A 23,138-nucleotide genomic window follows, 5' to 3' on the forward strand; every position below is an offset into this window, starting at 1 on the left:
CGCGAGGCAGGGTCGAGATCAACGAAGAAGCGTCACCCTGGCGGACGCCTTCTCGAAACAGACCGCGGGGTCGGACGTCACGGGGTCGACGTGGAAGTCCGCCACGAGGGGAGGCGGGCCGAAGGCAGGAGAGTCAGCCGCATTGTTGGTCTCGTCCGCCTCAGGTTCGGCGCCCCCCGAGTCCACGAGAACGCGGTAGATGCAGGGCTCCTGCCGCGCCGGCAGCATGAGGTCGAACGCCGCCGAGCCTGCGCGCGCCAGGCCGGCTGTCGCGACCGACGCGACCTCTCCGAGATCGCCGCTGGCCGCGCACACCAGGCGGATCGAGTGGGTCGTCCCCCCGGCGGCGCACGGCCCCCGGTTCACGATCTCGAGGTGCAGGTCCGCCGTGGAGGGGCCGGCGTTCGTGACCGCCAGGTTGGCCGCGGCCAGGTCAGAGGCGATGCCGTGCGCGGCGACGGTCGTCCCGATGACCGCCCCGTGGGCCCCGCCGTACAGGGCGTTGTCCGCGTCCCGCAGGGCGCGCGCGCCGTCGCAGAACCGCGGGAAGAACGGCACGAGGAAATGGCTCTGCAGGACGATCCGGTCGGTCGTCTCCTTCCCCATGGCCAGGAACAGGTCGTGCAGCGTGGAGGACCAGATCTCCCCGTCGTCGTGCACTTCGAACGCCAGGTCCTCGGGGTAGTGCCTGGTCGAGTCGAGGCGGCGCAGGCAGGTCCCCGCAAAGTCCCACTCCGCCAGGCAGGCGGGGTCGAAGGCGCCCGGGCCGGTCGGTCCGTTGCTGAACGCCCAGTAGTCCCCGAAGCCCTCCCCCTGCGCCCCCGATTCACCGAACCCGAAATACTTCCCCATGGTCGTGTTGTCCTGGATGGCATGCCCGTACTCGTGCAGGATGACGTCGGCGTCCTCGGCGTCGTCCACGCCCCCCTCGCCGAAGGCGATCCACCCCATGCCGAACGGGAAGCCCACGTAGTGCGAGTTGTCGGCGCCGTTCAGGCCGTGCGGGTCGACGCGGATCATCCGGTTGTTGACCGTGGTGAAGCCGATCGACTGGATGTAGCGCTGCGTGCGGTCGATGTGGAAGTAGGCCATCACGTCCTCGAACTCCTGCCGGTCGCGGGTGTAGAGGAAGTCGCCGTTCATCGAGAACGGCTGGCTGTCGAACGGCGCCTCGATGAGGTCGTTGATCTTGACGTACGGCCCCGACAGGATCAGCGCGCCGAAGAGATCGAAGAGCCAGCGGCTCACTCCCGGAAGCGGCACGGCCCGGTAGGCCGGGGCGAACAGGGGGTCGTCGGCGTTGTCCAGGTCGCTGAGGCCCATGTCGTTCAGGGTGTTGACCGGGTTCGGGTCGAACACCTGCCCGCGTCCGGTGAGATGGGAATCCTGCTCGAGGCTGCGCCGCCTCAGGATCGTGCCGGTGTGGGCGTCCACGATGTACTCGACGACCCCCCACGGCGTCTCCGCGAAGATCACCAGGCGGTAGGCCAGGCGCGGCCGCACCGCGGCACCGCCGCCGTCTGCGGCCGACATGTCGGCGAAGACGCCCAGCTCCGGGGCGATCTCCTTCGCCCGCTTCAGCGACCCGCCGCGGAAGGGCCGCCTGCCCCCTTTCTTGTCGACGGCGGCGCTCCAGGTCTTCAGGAAATCCTCGGCCGCGATCGCGGCGATCGCGGCCGGCGCGCGCGACGGCGAGATCGCGAGGTCGATTCCGGGGACGTAGTCGTTGCGCGCCAGGAAGACCCGCCCGTCGGCCGCGACGTGCACCTCGGCGCCGGCGTCGAACACCGGCAGGCCCCTGTAAAGCTGCTCGAAGCGGAGGTGACGCCCGGCAGGGCTCTCGACGGACCGGGCCAGGCGCAGGTCCGGAAGCCCCGGCTTCATCCCGAAGCGGGCCGCCTGCGCGGACAGGAAGCGCTCGGCGATGGCACGCGGCGCCTCGGGGCTGGGCGGCGACAAGGGGCCCCGCAGCGCCCGGATCCTGCCGTCGCCGGGGGCGCGCTCGATCTCTTCCACGGGAGCACGCGCGGGATCCTTCCCGGAGCGCCCGGGCGGCGCGGCGGCCAGGGGGACCAGCAGGAGCAGGACGATTAGGGGGATGACCCGGAGCGCGTTTCGCATCTCACACCTCGTGCTCGGATGGGATGGAGCATGAAGAGCGGCGGGAACTTACCGCGGAGGGTGGCGCCTGTCAACAACCGGCGCGGCCGCGATCCGCGACGCCTCCCGCCGCGCCGCGTCGCGGCGCGGCCCCTTCACGAGGCGGGCGCGCGTGACGATCGCGTCGCCGTACTTGTCGCCGAGAGCGTCGGTGGCCCGGGCGACCCGGTCCGAGCGCTCGCGACCCGCGTCCGGAAAGAGATCGGCCTGGCCGGCCCCGCGCGACACGAAGTGGCTGGCGCCGATGCCGATGAGCCGCGCGCCGCGTCCCCCGAGGCGGATGCGGGTCCGGAACAGATCGCGCGCCGCGGCGTAGATCTCCTCCGTGAGACAGGTCGGCGCCTTGAGGGTCCGGGCGCGGGTCCAGGTCGTGAAGTCCGCCGTGCGCACCTTGATGCGCACCGTGCGCGCCGCCAGCCCCTCGCGCCTCAGCGCGCGCGCCACGCCGTCGGCGCGATCGAGCAGCTCCCTCTCGATGGCCTCGCCGCCGCGCCGGTCGATGGCGAACGTCCGCTCCTCGGAGATCGACCTGGCGTCGCGCCCGGAGACCACCTCGCGGGGATCGTCCCCCCGGGCCAGCGCCAGGACGTGCCGCGCCGCGGCGGGGCCGAGCGCCGCCTGGAGCCTCGCCTCGCCGGCCGCGACGAGGTCGTGGACGCTCCGGATTCCCAGCGCATGCAGCCGCGCGGCCGACTTCGGCCCCACGCCCCAGAGCTTCTCCACGGGCAGCGGCCCGAGGCGCCCGGGGACGTCGGCCAGGGGAAAGACCACGAGGCCGTCCGGCTTCTCCAGGTCGGACGCGAGCTTGGCGAGGAACTTCGTCGGGGCGACCCCGACCGAGGCGCTGAGCCGCTCGTCCCTCCGGATGCGATCCTTCAGGCGGCGCGCCGCCTGGGCCCCCTCCTCGAGGCCGGCCGCGATGGCGGTCAAATCGAGAAACGCCTCGTCGATCGACAGAGGCTCGACCCGCGGCGTGAAGTCGTCGAGGATCGTCCGAATACGCCGCGACACCTCGACGTACAGCCCCATCCGCCCGGGAAGCCAGACCGCCTGCGGGCAGAGGCGCATGGCGGTCACGGACGGCATCGCCGAGCGCACGCCGAACGGCCGCGCCTCGTACGAGCAGGTGGCCACGACGCCGCGCCGCCCCTTGTGCCCGATGATCAGCGGCTTCCCGGCGAGCGCCGGGTTCTCGCGCACTTCGATCGCCGCATAGAACGCGTCCATGTCGACGTGCAGGATGACGCGGGGAAGGGGCACGCCGGGTCTCCGTCTGGCCGGACCTTCAGGCCTTGTGCAAGGCGTGGAAGTGGTTGACCGGGCCGATCCCCTTGCCGAGGCCGGGATCGGCCTGCAGGGCGGCGGTCAGGTACTCCTTGGCGCGGGCGACCGATTCGAGGGGGGGGAGGCCGTGCGCCAGGTAGGCGGCGATGGCGGCCGAAAAGGTGCAGCCGGTGCCGTGGGTGGCGCGCGTCTGCACGCGCTCGGCCCGGAGCTCCTCGAAGGACTTCCCGTCGAAGTAGAGGTCGACGACGTACGGCCCCGGCCTGTGGCCCCCCTTGATGACCACGCACCGCGGGCCGAGATCGTGGATGCGGCGCGCCGCGGCGCGCATCGACTCGGCGTCCGCGACCTGCATCTCCGCCAGGACCTCCGTCTCGGGAATGTTCGGCGTGACGATTTCGGCGAGCGGCAGGAGGAGCGACTTGAGGGCGTCGACCGCGTCCTCCTTGAGGAGGCGCGCGTTGGTCTTCGACACCATGACCGGGTCGATGACCAGGTTCGGCACCCTCGCCCGTCCCAGGACGGCGGCGACCGCCTCGATGATCGGGGTCGTGACGAGCATGCCGGTCTTCACCGCGTCGACCCCGATGTCCTCGAGGACCATCTCGATCTGCGCGGCCACCATGGCGGGATCGATCTCCACGATGCGCGCGACCTTGAGGGTGTTCTGCGCCGTCACCGCCGTGATCGCCGAGGCGCCGTAGACCCCCAGGGCGCCGAACGTCTTGAGGTCGGCCTGGATGCCGGCCCCGCCTCCGGAGTCCGATCCCGCGATCGTCAGGACGCGCTTCACGCCTTCACCTGTCTGGATCCCGCCATCGCGCGCTTGAGGGCCCGCGCCGCCGCCGCCATGTCGTCCGCCGCGACCACGGCCGACACGACCGCGGCGCCGCTCGCCCCGGAGGCGAAGACCTGCGCCACGTTCCCCTGGGTGATGCCGCCGATCGCCACGACTGGGATATGGACGGCGGCCGCGATCCGGGACAGCTCCTCGAGCCCCAGGGGCGCCCCGGCGTCCGGCTTGGTGGCGGTGGCGAACACCGGCCCGACGCCGACGTAGTCGGCCCCCTCACGTTCCGCCCGCCGGGCCTCCTCGGGGGTGCCGGCCGAGACGCCGATCAGTCGCGGCCGCGGGAGGAGGCGCCTCGCCTCCCGGGCCGGCAGGTCCTCCTGGCCGACGTGCGCCCCGTCCGCCCCGGCCAGAAGGGCCACGTCCACCCGGTCGTTCACGAAGAAGGCCGCCCCGAATTTTCGCGCCAGTGGCTGGATTTCGCCGGAAATGAGACTTAAGTTGTAGGCCGTGGAGGACTTGTCCCTGATCTGAATGGCGTCGGCACCTCCCTCCAGCGCGGCGCGGGCGACCTCGAGATGCGATCGTCCGCGCGCCAGGAGAGGGTCGGAGATGACGTACAGATCGTAACGGGGCCACCCGGCGATCATCAGGCCTCCCGAGGAGCCCGATTCTAGCACCATGGCAGAACCGGATCCGGTCTCTTCCCAGGACAGCCGCGGCGCGGACGGCACCGCCTCGGGGGAGGGTGTGCCCCGCCCTCCCGCGCCGCCGGCGCGCGACCCCGCCAACGCGTTCCTCGCCCACCTGCAATCGCTCCGCGAGCTGCAGATCACGCTGTCGCAGGAGGGGCGTGCCGAAGCGATCCTGAGCGAGGGGACCACCGGCACGGTCGAGATCGTCGGGGCCGACTGCGCCATCGCCATCGTCGAGCCGTCCAGCGGCATTCCTCCCCTGCGCTTCGGCTGGATCGAGGGGAGGCTGATGGCGCAGCACGAGCTCTCCGTCCTGACCCGGCGCCTCGAGGAGCCGATCCAGAGGGTCCGCTCGGGCGCGGTGTCGCGCATCGTCCTCGGGGAGGGGGGGAACGGCAACGGCCACGACGCCCACGCCGCGGTCCCGGGCGGCGGCGCGAAGGAGGCCGGCCCCTTCGGGGCGCTGCTCGTGCTCGGCGTCGATTCCGCCATGGGATCGCGGGGCGCGCTCGTCCTGGGACGGCACGACCCGGTCCCGTTCAGCCGCGAGCAGGTCTTCCTGGCCGACATCCTGGCGTCGTTCATCGCGCTGCAGATCGAGCGGGCGCTGCGGGCCACCGACGCGCGGCGCGCCAGCGAGCGCCTTCAAGAAGAATCCGCCGCGACGCACCGGCGGCTCCAGGAGATTTCCCTGGAGCTGGCGGCGCTGAACTCGATCGCGGCGGCCGCGTCCCCCTCTCTCGACCTCGGGCGGCAGATCGAGGTCTCCCTGCGCAAGGCGATCGAGGTGACCGGCTTCAAGGCGGGGGCCATCGCCCTGGTCGAGGAGAGCGGCGGCGCCGAGATCCTGAAAGCGGCGCAGAGCGTCGGCGACACGGCCTACCTCGACCTGACCCGCTCGCTGCAGCGCGCCCGCGGCGAGGGGATCGCCGGCAGGGTCTGGGCGACCGGCGAGGCGGTCGCGTTCGCCGACCTGTCCGCCGGCGCCGCCCTGGAAGGGTGCGCCGACGAGCTGGCCGGGCTCAGGCGCGCCGGGTACCGGGCGCTGGCCTGCGTGCCGCTGCGCGCCCGCGGGCGCATCATCGGCACCATGGATCTCCTGTCGAACGACGCGCGTCCCGAGCTCGAGAGCCGCCCGGGGCTGGCCGAATCGATCGCCGGCCAGATCGCCATCGTGATCCAGAACAGCCGGCTGCTCTCGGACATGATGCGTCACAGCCTCGATCTCGAGGCGCGCAGCGAGAAGAACCTCGCCGATCGGGCGCGCTCCGAGGAGATCCTCGCGGGCCTGCTCGCCGCCGCGCAGGCGGCCAGCCGGACCACCGACCTGCGCGCTCTCGCCGAGGCCCTGCTGGGCCGCGCGATCGATCTCGCGTCGGCCTCCGCGGGCACCGTCCACCTCGTCGATCCCGGCACGCGCGAGCTCCGGCTCAAGGCCGAGCGGGGGATGCCGCGCCGGGTCCTGGAGGAGCTCGACGGGCGGGTCGGACGGACGATCATCGGCCGCGCCTTCGAGACCGGCCGGCCGCACCTCGACCCCGGCGGGACGGCCGAGCACCTGGACGCCGCCACGGGGCTGCGTTTCCAGGCGGCCTTTCCGCTGCGCGCCCTCAGCGGCGTGCACGGCATCCTGGCGATCGCGCGGGCCGACGATCGCCTGCCCGGCGAGGCCGAGATGCTGGCGCTCACCGCCCTGAGCGAGCTCTTCGGACTGTCGGTCGAGAACGCCCGGGCCTTCGAGAAGGCGCCCCCGTCGGTCTCGCCCCAGGCCGAGCTCCTGCCGCAGCTCGTGCAGGCGCAGAAGATGGAATCGATCGGCACCCTGGCGGGCGGCATCGCGCACGAGTTCAACAACATCCTCGCGTCGATCCTCGGCTACGCCAGCCACATCGAGAGCCTCACCTCGAGCGACAACCCGATTCGCCGGGAGGCCGCGACGATCGCGCGGCAGGCGAAGCGGGCGGCCGAGCTGACCCAGCAGCTGGTGGCGTTCGCGCGCGGCGGGCAGTACTCGCTCGAGCCGGTCGACCTGAACCGATCGATCGCGGAGACCGTGTCCTTCCTGTCCAAGAGCATCGACCCGCGGATCGTCGTCGAGATCCGCAAGGACCCCGACCTGCCGCTCATCGAGGCCGACGCCGGGCAGATGCAGCAGGTCCTGATGAACCTGGCGGTGAACGCGGCCGAGGCGATGCCGGATGGGGGCCGCATCACCTTCGAGACGCGGGTCGCCCATCTCGACCAGTCGTTCGTGCGCTCGCAGCCGGGACTGGCTCCCGGCGACTACGTCGAGGCCGTGGTCGGCGACACCGGCACCGGGATGCAGCCGGACATCGCCGACCGCGTCTTCGAGCCGTTCTTCACGACCAAGACCAACGGCAAGGGGACCGGGCTCGGTCTCTCGGTGGTCTACGGCATCGTGAGGAACCACCAGGGCCACATCAGCCTCGCGAGCACGCCGGGGCTCGGGACCACCGTGCGCGTCTATTTCCCGGTGCTCGACCGCGGCGCGCGGCGCCCCGCCATGCCCCCCCAGGAGCCCGCCTCGTCCGGCGGTCCATGGCCCGCTCCCGGGCCCCCGCCCGCCCCGCGACAGCCCGCGAGGACGCCTTTGGGCGCCGGGCCGTTCGAGCGCGTGAGTGTCTACGAGCCGGACCGGCGCCGGGGGAAGCCGCCCGAACCCGCCGGGCCGCCGTCCGCCGCCACCCCCGCGCCATCGGTCGTCACGACCGCGCCGTCTCCCGGCCCCGCGGAGCCGCGCGTCCGGGCCCCCGCGGCCGGCAAGGGCCCGGCCCGGGCGCGCATCCTGGTGGTGGACGACGAGGAGGCGATCCGCGAGATGACCAGGGACATCCTCGAGTCGGGCGGCTGCGAGGTGGTGCTGGCCACCGACGGCGTGGACGCGCTCGACGTCTACCGGCGCGAGTGGGGCCGGCTGGACCTCGTCCTTCTGGACATGGTGATGCCGCGGATGGGCGGCCTCGAGACGTTCCGCCGGCTGATCGGCATGGATCGCGGCGCGCGCATCCTCCTGTGCAGCGGCTACGCCGACAACGACAAGGCGCAGCGGGCCCTGAAGGAAGGGGCGCTGGGGCTCCTGCCCAAGCCGTTCACCATGACGGAGCTGCTCTCCCGCATCGACAGAATCCTCGCCAAGCGGTAGACTCCGGCCCGCACGTCGCGGAGGCGGACATGGCGCCGGCGGAGCTGCTCTTCTTCCACAAGAAGACCTGAACGACGTGCCGCAGGGCAAGAGGTCTCTTGCTCAAGAAGGGTGCCCGGCTCATCGAACGCGACCTCGGGCGCGAGCCCCTGTCCGAAGACGAGCTTTGGGATCTCATCGGCACCCTCGATCCGCGCGGGTTCCTCAACACCCGCAACGAGCTGTACCGCAAGAAGAAGATGGCGGAGAACCCCCCGTCCCCTGCGGAGGCGGTCCGCCTGATGGCGGCCAACCCCAACCTGATCAGGCGGCCGATCGTGGCGCGCGGCCGCGACCGGGTCCTGGGCTTCGACGAGGTGGCGCTGGCGCGGCTCCTGCGCTGAAACATCCTGACGATCCCCCCGGGAATCGACATAGTGGAGTGGAGGGCAACCTGTCCGAAGCGAGTGCCGGGCCCGATCAGCTACTCTTTCAACGGTTCTTGGAGGGAGATCCGGCTGCCGTGACCCGCGTCGAATCACTGATCGAGCGCGTCGTGCGGTTCCGCGGGTATTACATCCCCGCGTCGGAGCGCGGCGACCTGGTCCAGGAGGTGCTGCTGGACGTCTGGCAGGCGATCAACGAAAAGGGGTTCTCCCTCAGCAAGAATCTCGACGCGCTCGTGCGGTCCGTCGCCTACCGCTCATGCGTCGATTGGGTCCGCCGGTGCCGGCCCACGGAGGCGGTCGATCCCCAGGCGCCGGACGAGACGCAGAGGCCCGATCGGGAGGTGCTCGTGCGTGAGCAGGTCCTGCTGGGAAGGCAGGTGCTCCGGGAGCTTCGCCCTCCCTGCCGCGAGCTCTTCGGCCAGTTCGTGGCCGGAGGATCGACGTATCGGGACATCGCGGATCGGCAGGGCAGGACCGAAGGGGCGGTGCGGACCCAGATGGCGCAGTGCCTGAAGGAGGCGAGGGAGCTGCTCGACCGCATCCGCCGCAGGCGCGGGGCGGCAACCTGGAGGCAGAGGAGTCCGGCGTGAATCACGACGAAGCGGCGATCTTCCTTCCCGAGCTCCTGCGCGGCGGGCTGCATGACAGCGTCCGCTCGGATCTGGCGGCCCATCTCGCCGCCTGCGGCGAGTGCCGGACGCTGGCGGTCACCTACGACGTCCTGGCCGAGGCGCTGGGCCGGGGAGGTGCCGAAGCGCCGGGCCGGGATGGCGAGGAGGTCTCGACGGGGCACCCGCACGCCCGGGAGATCGTTGCCTACGCCCTCGAGAGGGAGGCGCTTCCGGCAGCGGAGATCGAGCGAATCGCCGCCCACTTGAGCTCCTGCCGATCCTGCGTGAGGGACGTGGAGATGACCCGGGGGGCGCACGACGAGACCCGACGGGGCTCGATCCTCCCGTTCGCTCCCGCGCGCCTGGCCGCGCTGCGCGTGCCGGTCGTCAGGGCGGCCATGGCGGCGGCCGCCGCCGTCCTGGTCCTCCTCGGCTACCCGGCCTGGCTGGGGCTGGCACGGCTGCCCCGGACGGCGCGCGACGCCTCCGACCTGCGCGCGGCGAACGAAGCGGTCGGGCGGGAGGCGGCGGAGCTGCGGTCGTCGCTCGATCGGACGACGGCGAATCTCCGCGCCGTCACCTCATGGAGCGGCCCGGTCGCGCTGAACGTTCTGGAGAGCCCGGCGCGGGGCGCCGGCGAGTCGAAGGTCCTGACGGTTCGACCCGGGCAGCCGTTCCTGCTGGTCGCCGTCCAGCCGGCGATCCCGGCCGCGGCCGGGCCACAGGACACGTTTCGCTTCGCCATCGGGAGGGAGCGGGAGGAGCCGCTCTGGTCCGACGATCTGACGGTCGCGCGGCTACGGGATTCCGTGCGCCTGTCCGGGGTCGTCACCTTCGCCGTCCCGGCTGACCGGGTCCCCCCCGGGAGTTACCGGCTGACGGCGACTCCGCTCGGCGTCCGCCCCGGCCCGCCCGTCCTGGACATCCCCTTCGAAGTGGCACTCACCAGCTGAATCCGCTCCCACCCTCTGCTTCGAAACACTTTCCAGTTGCCGCAAGCCGGCCTCACGGTACCTTTCGAGTAATACCTCCTGACGTTTCACGCCTGCGGCGACTAAGAGGCGAGAAGCTGTCCCGGAGACCCCGAACTCGCGGGTCACCAGGAGATCGAAATGTTCCAGACATCCATCCGGCTCAAGCGCTCGTCCCTGGTCGTCGCGGTGGCCGTGTTCCTCGGCGCCCGATCGAGTGCGCTCGCCGACCTCCGCCCGGGAGACTGGCTGACGCGAGCCCAGGAGGAGATTCGCCGGTCGGAGTACGGGTTCTCCCCCCTCGGGGATGGAGCCTGGGCGGCACCCAACCGAGCCCAGAACCTCAGGTCGCGCCTCGGCGCGGACGGCCTCGAGGTCGCCGTCCGGATGCCCGCCGGCGGCGGGGACGGATGGGCGTTCCGGCTGCGCCTGAGCCGCTTCGGCCGCGCCGGCGCTCTCGAGACCGTCGAGAATGCGCCGCCAATCCTCGCGTCGGACCGGATCGAACTGCACCGGGAGGCCCTGGCGCTCGTCGAGTGGTATCTCAATGACGCGAGAGGGATCGAGCAGGGGTTCACCGTCGGAAAAGCTCCTGAGGGCGGAACGGGGCCGATCGTCCTCGAGATGGCCTTCCCCGGTGAGGCGACGACCCGAATGGAGGACGGCGGCGGCACGGTCGCCTTCACTCCGGCCCCGGGGGGGCCGGTGCTGCGCTATGGAGGTCTCGCCGCCTGGGACGCGGCCGGCCGGGCTCTCGCGTCCGGCATGGACCTGCGTCCGGGCAGGCTCCGCCTGCACGTCGATGATTCCGGCGCGATCTACCCGATCACCATCGATCCCTTGCTCACGAATCCCGCGTGGACCACGGAGGGGAACCAGGGGGGCGCCCAGCTCGGCCTCTCGGTCGCCTCGGCCGGGGACGTCAACGGCGACGGCTTCGATGACGTCATCGTGGGCGCCTACATGTACGACGGCGGCGAGCTCAACGAAGGAAAGGTCTTCGTCTACCACGGCTCCGTCCTGGGGCTGTCCGCCAGCGCCGACTGGACCGCCGAGGGCAACCAGGCCAACGCGCAGCTCGGCCGGGCGGTGGCGTCGGCGGGGAACGTCAACGGCGACTGCTGCGACGACATCATCGTCGGCGTCCCGTTCTATGACATCGGGCCGGTCGCGGGGAACGACCGTGGGCTGGCGCTCGTCTGGCATGGCTCCCTCGCGGGGCTTGGAGATCCCGGGACCCCGACCAACGCCGATTGGGGGGCGGAGAGCGGTCAGAACAGCTCCCAGTTCGGCTGGTCGGTGGCCTCGGCGGGGGATGTCGACGGCGACGGGTTCGACGAGGTTCTGGTCGGCGCGCCGCTCTATGAGACCCCGGCCGCCGGAACCGACGACGAGGGGAGGGCATTTCTCTACCGTGGCCTGGCCGGCGGACTCTCCCCGGGGCCTGTCTGGATCGCCGAGAGCAACCAGTTGGGAGCGCAGTTCGGCTACTCGGTGGCCTCGGCCGGCCATGTGGACTTCGGTCCCTTCGCCGACATCGTGATCGGCGCCCCGCTCTTCGACGCCGTCGCCGGCGACAACAAGGGGGCGGCCTTCGTGTGGGAGGGTTCTCCCGGCGGGCCGGCCATTCCGGGAATTCCCGGGACCGCCAGCTGGAGCGCCCTGGGGGAGGACGGCGACCGCTACGGCTGGTCGGTGGCGTCGGCGGGGGACGTGAACGGCGACGGCTTCGGCGACCTCATCGTCGGCGCCCCCCAGGCCGACGTCCCCGACGCCGACACGAACGAAGGGAGAGCCTTCGTCTACCTCGGTGCGCCGGGGGGCCTGGTCCCGGCGGCACCCGCCGCCTGGACCGTGCAGAGCAACCAGCTGAACGCCCAGCTCGGCTATTCGGTGGCGTCGGCGGGGGACGTGGACGACGACGGGTATGACGACGTCATCCTGGGGGCACCTTTCTACGACGATACCCTGGGAGCCAATAGCGGGCAGGCGTTCCTCTGGCACGGCTCGGCCGCGGACCTGGGGGTGGATGGAACTCCGACCAACGCCCACTGGTTTGCAACCGTCCAGGCCGGCGCCCAATTCGGGATTTCGGTCGCCTCGGCCGGGGACGTGAACGGCGACGACAACGCCGACGTCCTCGTCGGAGCCTCCTTCTACCGTGCCCCGGAACTGAGCGAGGGGGGCGCCTTCGTCTACCTGGGATTCGATCCGCCCGTCTACCTGGAGTTCGGGCCGAAGGGGGATCCGCGCCGGGTCGAGGCGGTCGTGACCGGCTACTCTTCCGTGGGCTACCTGCCGGCCTCGCAGTACCTGGTGTCGGGCTCCGCCACGGTCAAGATGGGGAACTGCGCCGTGCCGGCCGCCTGCACGAGATCGTTCTCGTTCGCCGCCCTCACGGTGACGCGCGACGCCGCGGACACCGCCCTGAATGGCAAGCCGGCGTTCCGGGTCGTGGCGGGATCGGCGACCGTGTCCGCGCCTCTCGACCCGATCATCTTCCCGGCGGCCGACGATCTCGACATCCGCCTGCACTCCTTCACCCTCGGTCCGTCCGGGGCCGCGAGCCTCCCGGGGGTCGTGGGGCCGCCCAGGCTCGGGATGTGGCTGAAGCTTCCGGACAGCCTGACGAGCGCTGGCGGCGAGGATCTGCCGTTCCCGCCGGTACTTCTCGAGCAGGACCTCGATTTCGCCATCTCGATCGCCCTGGATCCGGCCCTGTTCTACATCGCTCCGAAGGACTACCCGTTCCAGATCAGGCCCCAGGCCGGCACCTCGGTCGTCCTCACCCGCAGCCGGGCGGAGCTCGGCCTCTCGGATCTCGTCTTCCCGGAGAAGGAGAGAGGCGAGGAGATCGCGCCCGGGCAGACGCGCTGCGATGTCTCCGGCGCCTGCGGGTCGGCGGACGACGCGAACGACGGCATCTTCGGCCTCGGCTGGAGCGTGAACTCGCCCGCCACCCCTTATTTCGTACGGAGCGGCCTGCGCGCCACCCTGTCCTCGGCGCCGGCCGGGGCGACGTACGCGCTCCTGTTCCCGGCCGGGGCGAGCATCGGCCTGAGCGCCGGGTCGAGCATCGAGTTCACGGACACCGAGCCGGGCGGCGGATCGCTCTCCGGCACCCTGACGCTGACGCTTCACACCGGCGACGTGATCGCCGAAGCGGCGTTGGACGGCTACCTGATCCATGACGACTGCACGGGACAGAGATCGATCTCCCTCGCCTTCATCGGCGGGACGCTCCTGCCAGGCGGCGAGCTGCGCATCCCTCCGCCGGGGCTGTCCGGCCTCAGCGAGCTGTTCTGGGGAGACACGGGAAACTGGGACGACCCGGACCTGCGCGATCCGCGTGGCTTCTTCGCCGGGGGGCTCGGTCCGGACTCGCTGTCATTCTTCGCCCCGGGAACGGTGGCCCGGATCGGCGTGACGGAGCCGACGGTCCAGGACCACCTGCTCGCCAGGCAGGGAGGTGGCCCCACGGATGAGCCCGGAATCTATGCCGGGCTCAACATCGACCTGACCGCGGCGGCGGGGACGGTCGGGATCGACACCACCTGTCCGCCCCCCGACCCGCCGGCCTCCCCTCATTCCTTCACCGCCAGCTCGGACAGGACGCAGCTCTACGTCCGCCGCTCGGGGGTCAGCGGCATCGCCGACGCCGGGACCCTGGCGCTGCCGGGGGTCGACTTCCCCTACATGGGATACCGGATGACGCTCGGGCGGTTCGGAGCGTCCATCCTGGACAACATTCCCTTGGCGGCCGGCAGCGGCCTTGTGGTGAACAGCATCGTCATCCCTTCCCCCTCCGACGTCCGATTCACCTTCAGCTCGCCGACCTCCGTCGATGGCTGCGCCAACCTGGGCGAGAACGGCCTCGGCCAGATGGCCGACGCGGGCGATCCCAAGGTCCTGGCCTGCTGGCAGGCCGACATCGTCCCGCGAGCGGCGCGGCTGGACGTGGCCGACTGCGCCGGCGGTCCCTGCTCGCCGGTGATCCCGGCCAACTGCCCCGATCTCCTCTGCGAGCAGCTCCGTTACCTCCGGGTCTCGGCGGAAGCGCCGCTCGATCTGCAATCCCAGATCCTCGGAGTGCCCGACCCGCCACCGCCCGCCTCGGATCGCTTCGAGGACATGGTTCCGATGGACTTCACCCCCGAGCCGGAGGGGCCTCTGGCGTGCAGCGACATCATCCTGACCGGGAGCCACGGGTCGATCCGCAACAAGCTGGAGAAGGACCACGGGTTCGACATCGACCTGATGCACGCCAGCCTGGAGCCGAGGAACCCTTCGTGCGGAGGAGCGGGGGCGGGTCGCGGGCCCGGCGCATCCCCCTCCGTGATCGACGCCGACACCCCGCGCTACGACGTGACCGGGGAGATCCTGGTGCCCTTCTACGATGCGCCGGACAGTTGCATCCGAGTCACCCAGGGGGGCGGCGTCGATACGTTCGGAGACTGCGGCGCTTTCGACAGCGTGGCCAACAAGGTGCACGTCAGCCGGAGGATCCTGGCGGGGCTCGTGAATCTCGATTTCGACCTGAAGTACATGCCGCCGATTCGCGATGTCGGCTCCGTCCGGGACACCGCCGCCCGCTTCGTCTCCGAGAGCGGCGTCCTCGATTTCAAGTTCTTCAAGCTGCCGGCCCTGGTCAAGCTGTTCGGCGACAATGCCAGCCTCGGCGACTTTTCGCCCGACGAGTTCCTGCCGCGCCTGCGGCCGGAGCTCTACCTTGGGTTCCTGTCCGATCTGGCCCTGTACACCGAGGCGACCGAGAACCCGTCCGTCTGCGACTCGGACTGCACGGGGTTCCTGAACGGCATGATGAAATTCGAAAACCTCGACCTGCCGGGGGAAATTCCCTCGGACGCCGGCGAGCTGGTGCCGGCCCTCAAGGCGGGGGCCGCCCGGCTGGGATTGCCGGCGAGCTTCAATCTGCGCTCCTACGCCGCGGGGGCGATGCGCGATGCCGTGAGCGACCTCCTGCCGGCCGATGTGGTGCGGGCCGCGGGCCGCGTGAAGGGGGTCATCAACGGCATCCGGGACGTGGCGAGCGTCGCCCAGCAGCCGTTCAAGGTCCTCAACCTGTCGGGGCCGGGAGCGTTCCGGCTGGGCCAGGGCGCCTCGGTCGCCAGGGACTTCGCCATCGACACCCTCAACATCGACGCCGACGTCGACATCCTCGGCTTCCTGAACTTCAAGGGGTTCGTGAACTTCAACAGCCACACCGCCAACACCGAGGACGAGTTCGGCGCCGAGGACACGGCGGACGTGACCGTCGGGGCGCACAACGTCGATCTCGGCTGGGCCATCGACGGCGTGCGGGCGAAGACGGTGCAGGCCACGTTCCGCTTCGATCCTCCCACCTTCGCCGAGCCGGATCGTTTCCGGGTCTGGGGCTTCGACGGAGAGATCGATCTCTCGGGCGTGAAGTTCGGCGAGGTGGAGTTCGACGAGCTCGGCTTCTGCCTGGGGATGGGGGACCCCGACAAGGACGTCTCCGGCGACGACTACTACTACCTCGCCGGCATGGGGCGCGGCAAGTACAAGGCGGTGACCGCCTCCGGCGGGTTCTTCCTCGGCAAGTCGGTGGACATCGCGCCGATCCAGCGGATCGACCCGGAGGTCGGCGAGGTCCTCGAAGGGCTCGACACGCTCACCGGGATCTACGCGCGGGCGGAGGCCAGCTTCCCGGTGATGGGCGGACCGGAGTGCGTCCCGTACCGCCTGAACGCGGGAGGCGGGGCGGCCTTCTGGCTCTTCGAGGAGGGCCCGACGTTCGGCGCCAAGATCCGAGCCTATGCGACGGGCTCGCTCGTCTGTGCCGTCACGGCGCGGGCCGACCTGACCCTCCTGGGAGGGCTGACCGACGACGTCTGGCATCTCGGCGGATACGGGTTCCTGGCCGGCGGTGTCGGGTGGTGCGAGCCGAACGACTGGGACACCCGCCGGGACGTCCTGAACGACGACTGGTGCCTCTCCTGCGTCATGGACGGTGAGTTCAGCACCGATTCGCAGAGCGGCACGATCGATGGAGATCTCAATGGCCCCGACTGCAGCGGTCCTTAGATCCCGTACGCGGCGTGCGGCGAGGCTCCTGGCGCCGGCGCTCGCCCTGCTCGGCGCGGCCCTCCTTCCGGTCGCCTCACGGGCGGAGCCACCCCGGGCCGGCGGACGCTTCCTGTTCTCCGCCACCGTCGGCGGCGGAGCGGCGGCGCCCAAGGTGCTCCTCCTCTGGGTGGTGACCGAGGGTCCGTCTCCCTACGCCACCTATCTCCTGAAGCGGCGGGCCGACTTCAAACCGGCGCTCGCCGACCTGGCGACCGTGGCGCGCATCGACGATCAGCTCGCGATCGAGGCGGTCTTCCCGCCCGGCTCCGCGATCCGCGACGATCTGATGCTGGCCCTTGAGCCCGAGCTCGGGCCGGCGCTGTCGGCGCGGCTCCTGGCCCTGCGAGGCCTGTCCGATCCCGCCTCGAAGATGCAGTACCGGATGCTCGTCAACGCCAACTACGGCGTCTCCATCACCGAAGGCGTGGCCTACCTGGACACCGCCGTCGTCGTCGGCACGCGCTACCTCTACGAGCTGTGGGGGATCGATCCCGGCACCGGAGCGGCGGTCGAGCGCCTCGGCAAGGTCTGGGCCCTGGCGGGGACCGACACGATGCTGCCGCAACCCGAGGGCCTGGATGCGGTGCGCATGGCCGACATCGATCTTCCTCCGCGAGGCAACTTCCCCGATCCCGCCGACGGGGACATCGACGTGGACGGTGACGGGGAGCTCGACGGCGGCGAGTTCGGCGACGGGAAGATCTACCTGACGTGGAAGCCGAACCGCGCCGCATCGCCCGTCGGCCGAGAGACCGAGCCGCCGGGCTTCGGCTACAACATCCTGCGCTCCGACAAGCCCCCCCTCGACCCCTGCCCCCCGCTGCCGCCGGCGGGAGTCTTCCAGGTGAACCAATGGCCGGTCCTGGCGATCTCGGCGCCGCCGGATCCGAAGAAGATGCTCGACTTCTTCTTCGTCGACGACGGCTCCAACGAGGCGATCCCTCCCTTGGCCAAGGGGCAGAAATACTGCTACTGGCTCGTGCCCCGCAACCTGCTGGGTCAGGGGGGAACTCCGAGCGAGGTCCGAGAGGCCTGCGCCCCCGATCTGGGGGTTCCGCGGCAGGTGCGCGAGGTCAAGGCGCAGGTCCTGAGTCCTTCGAGCGCCGGCATCAAAGTTTCGTGGGCGCCCAACACGAACGACCCGGTCACGCTGGACGGCGGCACCCGGTACATCGACGACACCGCGACCTACCGCGTCTACCGCTTCACCGACTTCAAGTCGCTCCTCAAGCCGCCTCCGGACCCGACACTCTGCGCCGTCGACCCGTCGCTCAATCCCTGCGTGGTCTGTTCGGTTGCTGCGCCGCTGACGTCGTGCACCGATTCCCAGCCGGCGAGCAGCTTCAACCGGGGGAAGATCTACTGGTACGCGGTCACGGCCCTCGACACTCCGGCGTGCGACAACCCCGCCAACGAGAGCCCCTATTCCGCCCCTGTGCGCGGCGTCGTGTATGACGAGACGCCTCCGACCATCAACTACGTTGTGCCGTTCTGCAAACCGGGGCCGACCTGTCCCCCTGCAACCGGCAGCCACGAGTTGCCCTGCATCCGTTGCTGGCCGTGCGATCCCAGCCACACCGTCTGTCCCCCAGCCGATCCGAACGACGATGCCTGGTGCCTCGCCGGAGGGAGCATCGGCATGTTCCCGCGCTCCTGCGATGACTGGGGCTACGAAGTGAGAGCGGCCGGGCCGCCGCCCATGGATGCCGACACGATGAGCGTCCGGCTGTACCGGGGGGCGAAGGGAAAGGATTTCCGCCCCGTGGAGGAGGCGTTTCTCACCGGCCCGGCGGACACCGCCTGGGACGCGCATGAGCAGTTCCGTACCCGGGTCTCCCAGAAGCTCGAATACCGGCTCCGTGCCCTCGACCGCGACGCGAACATCGGGGTCTCCGTGAATCCCGCCGTTCCCGCCTACCTGCAGGGGACCGCGCCGCCGCCCAGGTCGACGATCGTCCGCTCCGTCCTCCAGGCGGACGGCGACTGGCAGATCCAGTGGCACGCTCCGGGAGCCGAGGCGCTGGTCGGCTTCCTGCTGCGGGTCGGAAAGGCCGGCGACCGCTTCTCGGCCCTGCTGTTCGAGATCCTCCCCGACAACAACGCCCTCGCCAGCGAGGCGATGATTGGGATGGACGTGGACGGCTCCGGGGGACCCCCCTCTCCGTACCGGATCATCACGAGAAACGCGACCCAGATCCTGGCCGACAAGGAGGACCTGGGGCCCCTGCTGAGCTGGGACCCCGTCGCCAAGCAATTCGGGCGCACGCTGAGCGGACTCGCCCTGGAGGAGGACGCGGTGGTCGAGATCTACGCGATCGACGTCGCCGGCGTCCTGAGCGAGCCGGCGATCGCCGGGCCCCTCCCTCCGGATCCCGACCCGGACGCCCTGACGTGGCCGGCCCGTCCGTCGCCTTCCGCCTTCCCTCTGGCCGCGGTCTTCGTGAACGCCCCGACCGACTACGTGGCGCTCTGCTGGGACCGGGGGCAGCCATTCCCGGGCGGGGCGGTCGGGAGCCATCCGAAGCATGTCGCCGTCTTCCGGGCCCGCGTCGAGTCCGACGGCGACCGGCCAGACGGTTTCCAGCAGCGCAGCCCCCGTCTCGACGTCGACGCCTACGACAGGGGCGGCCCGGCGCTCGGCGATGAACTCGATTGCAGCGACTGCGAGGGGGCGCTCGAGGATCTGCGGGGAGGTGTCGGGGCGGTCCGGCCCGCTTGCTGGCGGGACTACGGGATCCCCGGCGCCGGGATCCCTTCGGGGACGTACCGCTACACGGTTCTCGGCTTCAGCGACCCACCCCCCACCGTCGACCCGGAGGTGACGGCCACCGCGGACCCGAGAAAGCGGAACGAGGGGGAGATCGATACGGTCTACGGCAGCCCGCCGGCGGAGGTCGTCGTTCCATGAAGAGGTCGCAGGCGTTGAAGAGGCTCGCTCTCGCCGCAGGGTTTGTGGTCGCGGCCGTCGCCACCGCCTGGCCCGCCGTGGCGCAGGGCCCGTTGCATTCTGTCCTGCAGATCCATTTCGAGAACCCGAGCGGCAGCGGGATGTTCACCCGCACCGACTCGTACGCCCTGCCCGATCCGGCCGGCGGCACGATCGGCGACTGGGGTGGCCGCTTCTGGGCCATCCAGGATCCGGTGGCGGTCGCCGCGGGGGTGAGCAATCCGCTCGTCGTGGTGGCCTACGAGGTCCTGGTCTCCCCGGGGGACTCCCGCCAGAGCCGGCTCGCCGTCCTGAGATACGACGGCGCCCGGTTCACGACGCGCCAGTTCATGAACGTCGGGCTTCCGAACAGCCAGGTCTACTTCCTGAAGCTCGAGATCCTGGGAGGGATCATCAAGCTGAAGGTGTACGAGGGGATCAATCCCTCGGGCGAGGTCACGCTGCACCACTACGACTGGGACGGGATCTCCGCCTTCATCGAGATCTTCAGCGAGCCGGACCCGCTTCCGGCGCCACTCGAGCTCCTGGAGGCCGCGCCGGAGGGGGCGATGCATGTCGGCCTCGGCGAAGGCGTCCCGTTCCGCGTGACCACGAACTCCGTCGCACCGGCAGGCTCGCGCGTCCACCTGGTCGACGTCCCGGGGCCGGAGTTCCTGACCGTCGAAGCGAACCCGAAGGGGGGACGCTACGTGGCGACGCAGGCCGTCGTCCTGGCCTCGAATTCGCCGACGGCGACGATCCGGTACACGACGGACGGCAGCGATCCCGGCGGGGCCTCGCCGATCTTCAATCCCGCCACTCCGATCTACGTCATGCCGTGCGACGCGGCCGGGAGCTGCCAGGCGCTGCGGACCCTGAAGTTCCAGGCGACCGAGGCGGCGAGGCCCGCGAGCCCCATCGTGACCGAGACCTACGAGGTGGTCCAGGCGAAGAACGCCGACACCGACGGGGACGGCCTGATCGACATCTGGGAAGCGGGTCGCTGCGTGCGCTTCTGCCGCCGGCCGGGAGCCTGCGATCTGGCGGAGTTCGAGCCCGATCACTGCTTCGATCCGCTGGTGGCGGACGCGGACGTCGACTGCGATCTCGACGGATGGAGCGATTTCGAGGAGATGCGGCTGGGGAGCAATCCGTCCTGCGGCGAATCGATCCCGCCCCCGGGAGCGGAGATGCGCCAGGTCCGCTTCTCGGGGACGGCCGCGCGGCCGGACGGCATCCCGCTCGCCGGCTCGCAGGTCGAGACGCTCTCCCCCCGCGGCTCCGACCTTCTCCTCCTGCCGGTCCCGCCGCCCGACCCGCCCGCCCCGAGGCCGGCGACCGGCGCGAACGGGATATTCAGCCAGGTGCCGACGCGGGGCGAGGCGGATCTCATCTTGAGGATAGCGGACCAGGGGGAGCCCCGGGTGGTGCTCCACCGCCTGGTGCCGTTCTTCGCCTGGTCGTCCCTGCTGCCGCGCCGTATCTTCGCCGACGGCGAGTTCATCGGCGCCGACGACTGGTTCATGAAGTACGCCATGGCGCTGCAGTACGTCATCGACAGGCCGGGGATCGCCGTCGATGCCCGCGCCTCGGCCATGCTCCAGATGCTGGAGCACGCGATCGAGACGCCCCTTCCCGCGCTGGCTCTGGACTACACGGGCATCCCGATCGCCGACGTCGACCGGCCGCCGCTCGGCAATTTCCCCGGCGCGGAGGATCATGACTTCGATCCCGACGGTTCCGGCCCGCTCGCTCCGGACGGACTGTACGCGCGCAACGATCTGATCCTCGGGCAGCGAGGCCGGGGCCTGACGGGCCGGCAGGCCGAGGTCCTGCGGCACGCGACGCATCTGGGGCTCCTGGGTGCGACGCTTCTGGAAGCGGCCGAGGATCCGCTCAACCCGACCTACGGCGACTGGGTCGCCTTCGCGGAGGACATCGTCCGGGCCGTCCCGACGCCCCTGGCCGACGGCTACTTCGGGACGAGCGACGAGGCTATGACCAAGGCGCTCGACGGAGCGCCGCTCGATGACGATCTCCTCGCGGCCCTCGCCGACCCGCCGGCGGATCCTTCCGTCCTGGTCGGGGCTGCGAACGCGGCCGCCGCAACCACCCTCTCCATCTACGGACGGATCGTGGCGCGAGCCGAGGAGGCCGTCTACGAGACCGGGGACGCCTTCGCCTCGGGGGGGTTCTACCGCGGCATCGTCGCCGACGTCGTCGCGGAGCGTGCGGGCGATCTCGCGGCCCTGGCCGACATCACCGCTGGCGCCGAGCAGGTGGCGCGGGCCGTGGAGGAGGCGCGGGCCATGGCGGGGGACGGAGGAGCGGCTGCGGGAGGAGCGGCGTCCCTGGCCGCCGTCGAGGGCCTCGAGCCCGGGCAACGGGCCGCCTCCCTCATGGCCGGGCCGCAGGTCACCGCGGCGGCACTCGTCAACCTGCGCGCCGGCGTGGGCGTCCTGGCGGCGGCGCTCGACGAGGCCAACGGAGATCCGGCGGCCCTCGCCAACCTGGACGCGCGGATAGCCGAGCTGGTGTATCGCATCGTTCGTGCGTCCGGCGACCCCACGGCCCTGGCGCAACTCGAGGCGGACGCCGGTGAGTTCCTCCTGCCGGACTTGAGGCCGCCCGTGGTCACGGCGTCACCCGCCGGATCCCTGTTCACGGGTGTCCTGAGCGTCACGCTCCGTTCCGACGAGCCGGCGACGATCTACTACACTCTCGACGGATCGATACCGCTCCCGGGCGGGAGTGGCACCTTCAGCGGACCGAACAGCGTCGTCATCGTCCTCACCATGGATACGGTCGTCTCCTTCTTCGCGCGCGACCCGTTCCTGAACGACTCGTCGGCGGTCCAGGCCACCTACCGTCGCGACGGCGACGCCGACGGCATCGCCGACGCGTTCGACAACTGCCCGCTGGTCGCGAACGCGGGGCAGCAGGACTTCGACGGCGATCTCCTGGGGGACGCCTGCGATCCGAACGACGACAACGATCCGCTCGACGACTTCGCCGACTGCCGGCCGCTCGATCCGACCCTGTGGTCCGCCCCGGGGGAATCCTCCCTGACCCTCTCGTTCCTCGACCAGGCGACGCTCGCCTGGACTTCGCTGGCCGGGGCGTCGGGTCCGGCCACGGTGTACGACCTGGTCCGCGGGCCCCTCTCGGATCTGCACGGCGGCCAGCCAGCCGGGAGCGAGTTCGCCGGCGCCGCCTGCCTGCGGAACGATTTCGCGAGCCCGCCGCTCACGACCACCGACACCGAGCTCCCGGCGCGGGGACAGGGCTTCTACTACCTCCTCCGCGGCGACAACGCCTGCGGCATGGGGAGCTACGGGCGCCGCTCGGACGGCAGCGAGCGGGTCATCCTGGCGTGTCCGTAGGAGCCTGTCCGGGCATTCGGACAGGCTCCCAGGCTATTTCCAGTCGAAGTCCTGAAGGAATTCCTCGCGCACCATCTCCCGGATTCCGGGCAGGTCCTCCTCGAACAGGCGGCGGCGCTCCGCCTCGTCCGGGTGGAGCTTCTTCTGCACTTCGGCCCAGGCCCGCTGCTCGTCGTCCAGCGCGGCGAAATTGCGCAGCTGCGCCACGAACACGTGGGTGTAGTCGCTGCACGGCGCGACGCCGTGATAGGGGACCGTCAGGAAGAAGTATTTCTGCCAGATGCCGCGCGCCACCATGGCGTCGAGCATCGGTCGGAACACGGTCTTCACGAACCGGTCGTAGTCGTCCGACTTGCCGGGGAAGGCGCGCAGGTACTCGACGTGGTAGATCCGGCCGCCGATGGGGGAGAGCCCTCCGTAGGGGGACTCGCCGGCCGGCGGGGCGGCCGCGGCGGCGGTGCACAGGACGCAGGCTGCGAGCAGGGATGCGACCTTTCTCATGATCGAGTCCTCCTGGTGGATCGGGCCGGGTGAACGGCGGTGCCCGTCGGCGCGCGCATCGTAGGCGGCTCGAGGTCCGCGGTCAAGCCAACGGCGCGCCGGCGGCGCATGCATGACA

General features: G+C 71.0%; 11 protein-coding genes and 1 pseudogene. 7 read left to right on the top strand and 5 right to left on the bottom strand.

Features of this window, described 5'->3' with window-relative positions:
- Positions 1–18: 18 nt before the first annotated feature.
- From VGV60_07455 to thiE, 4 genes are read right to left on the bottom strand one after another with little or no spacing between them, the layout of a single operon-like run.
- Positions 19–2,121: a M36 family metallopeptidase gene (locus tag VGV60_07455; GenBank protein HEV8701092.1), complete on the bottom strand. Its 2,103-nt coding sequence runs from the start codon at positions 2,119–2,121 to the stop codon at positions 19–21.
- Between the two features lie 48 nt (positions 2,122–2,169).
- The gene (dinB, locus tag VGV60_07460) at positions 2,170–3,420 is read right to left on the bottom strand and encodes a DNA polymerase IV (GenBank protein ID HEV8701093.1); all 1,251 of its coding nucleotides are present in this window, start codon (positions 3,418–3,420) and stop codon (positions 2,170–2,172) included.
- A 25-nt stretch (positions 3,421–3,445) separates the two neighbouring features.
- The gene (gene thiD, locus VGV60_07465) at positions 3,446–4,237 is read right to left on the bottom strand and encodes a bifunctional hydroxymethylpyrimidine kinase/phosphomethylpyrimidine kinase (GenBank protein HEV8701094.1); all 792 of its coding nucleotides are present in this window, start codon (positions 4,235–4,237) and stop codon (positions 3,446–3,448) included.
- Complete coding sequence (gene thiE / locus VGV60_07470) at positions 4,234–4,884, bottom strand: thiamine phosphate synthase (GenBank protein HEV8701095.1); 651 nt, start codon at positions 4,882–4,884, stop codon at positions 4,234–4,236. The genes thiD and thiE overlap by 4 nt, the downstream gene beginning before the upstream one ends.
- A gap of 31 nt (positions 4,885–4,915) precedes the next feature.
- Between thiE and VGV60_07475 the strand changes: the two genes are divergently transcribed.
- The 7 genes and pseudogenes from VGV60_07475 to VGV60_07505 all read left to right on the top strand — a co-directional run bounded on the left by VGV60_07475 (position 4,916) and on the right by VGV60_07505 (position 22,519).
- Positions 4,916–8,092 (top strand): response regulator, encoded by a 3,177-nt coding sequence (locus VGV60_07475; protein ID HEV8701096.1) that lies wholly within the window; start codon positions 4,916–4,918, stop codon positions 8,090–8,092.
- A gap of 83 nt (positions 8,093–8,175) precedes the next feature.
- Positions 8,176–8,475: pseudogene (locus tag VGV60_07480) on the top strand (ArsC/Spx/MgsR family protein).
- 119 nt (positions 8,476–8,594) lie between these two features.
- The gene (locus tag VGV60_07485) at positions 8,595–9,110 is read left to right on the top strand and encodes a sigma-70 family RNA polymerase sigma factor (protein HEV8701097.1); all 516 of its coding nucleotides are present in this window, start codon (positions 8,595–8,597) and stop codon (positions 9,108–9,110) included.
- Complete coding sequence (locus tag VGV60_07490) at positions 9,107–10,084, top strand: hypothetical protein (protein ID HEV8701098.1); 978 nt, start codon at positions 9,107–9,109, stop codon at positions 10,082–10,084. The genes VGV60_07485 and VGV60_07490 overlap by 4 nt, the downstream gene beginning before the upstream one ends.
- 159 nt (positions 10,085–10,243) lie before the next feature.
- Positions 10,244–16,168: an integrin alpha gene (locus VGV60_07495; GenBank protein ID HEV8701099.1), complete on the top strand. Its 5,925-nt coding sequence runs from the start codon at positions 10,244–10,246 to the stop codon at positions 16,166–16,168.
- On the top strand, positions 16,143–19,118 hold the full coding sequence (locus tag VGV60_07500) for a hypothetical protein (GenBank protein ID HEV8701100.1): 2,976 nt from the start codon (positions 16,143–16,145) through the stop codon (positions 19,116–19,118). The genes VGV60_07495 and VGV60_07500 overlap by 26 nt, the downstream gene beginning before the upstream one ends.
- Positions 19,115–22,519, top strand: coding sequence for a chitobiase/beta-hexosaminidase C-terminal domain-containing protein (locus tag VGV60_07505; protein ID HEV8701101.1), 3,405 nt, complete (start codon positions 19,115–19,117; stop codon positions 22,517–22,519). Before VGV60_07500 ends, VGV60_07505 begins: the two co-directional genes overlap by 4 nt.
- Before the next feature lie 33 nt (positions 22,520–22,552).
- Here VGV60_07505 and VGV60_07510 read toward each other — a convergent pair whose 3' ends face one another.
- Entirely contained in the window at positions 22,553–23,020 is a 468-nt protein-coding gene (locus VGV60_07510) for a hypothetical protein (protein HEV8701102.1), read from the bottom strand.
- Positions 23,021–23,138 lie beyond the last annotated feature (118 nt).

The organism is Candidatus Polarisedimenticolia bacterium (genome assembly GCA_036001465.1).
In the GTDB taxonomy this organism is placed as follows: Bacteria; Acidobacteriota; Polarisedimenticolia; order Gp22-AA2; family Gp22-AA2; genus Gp22-AA3.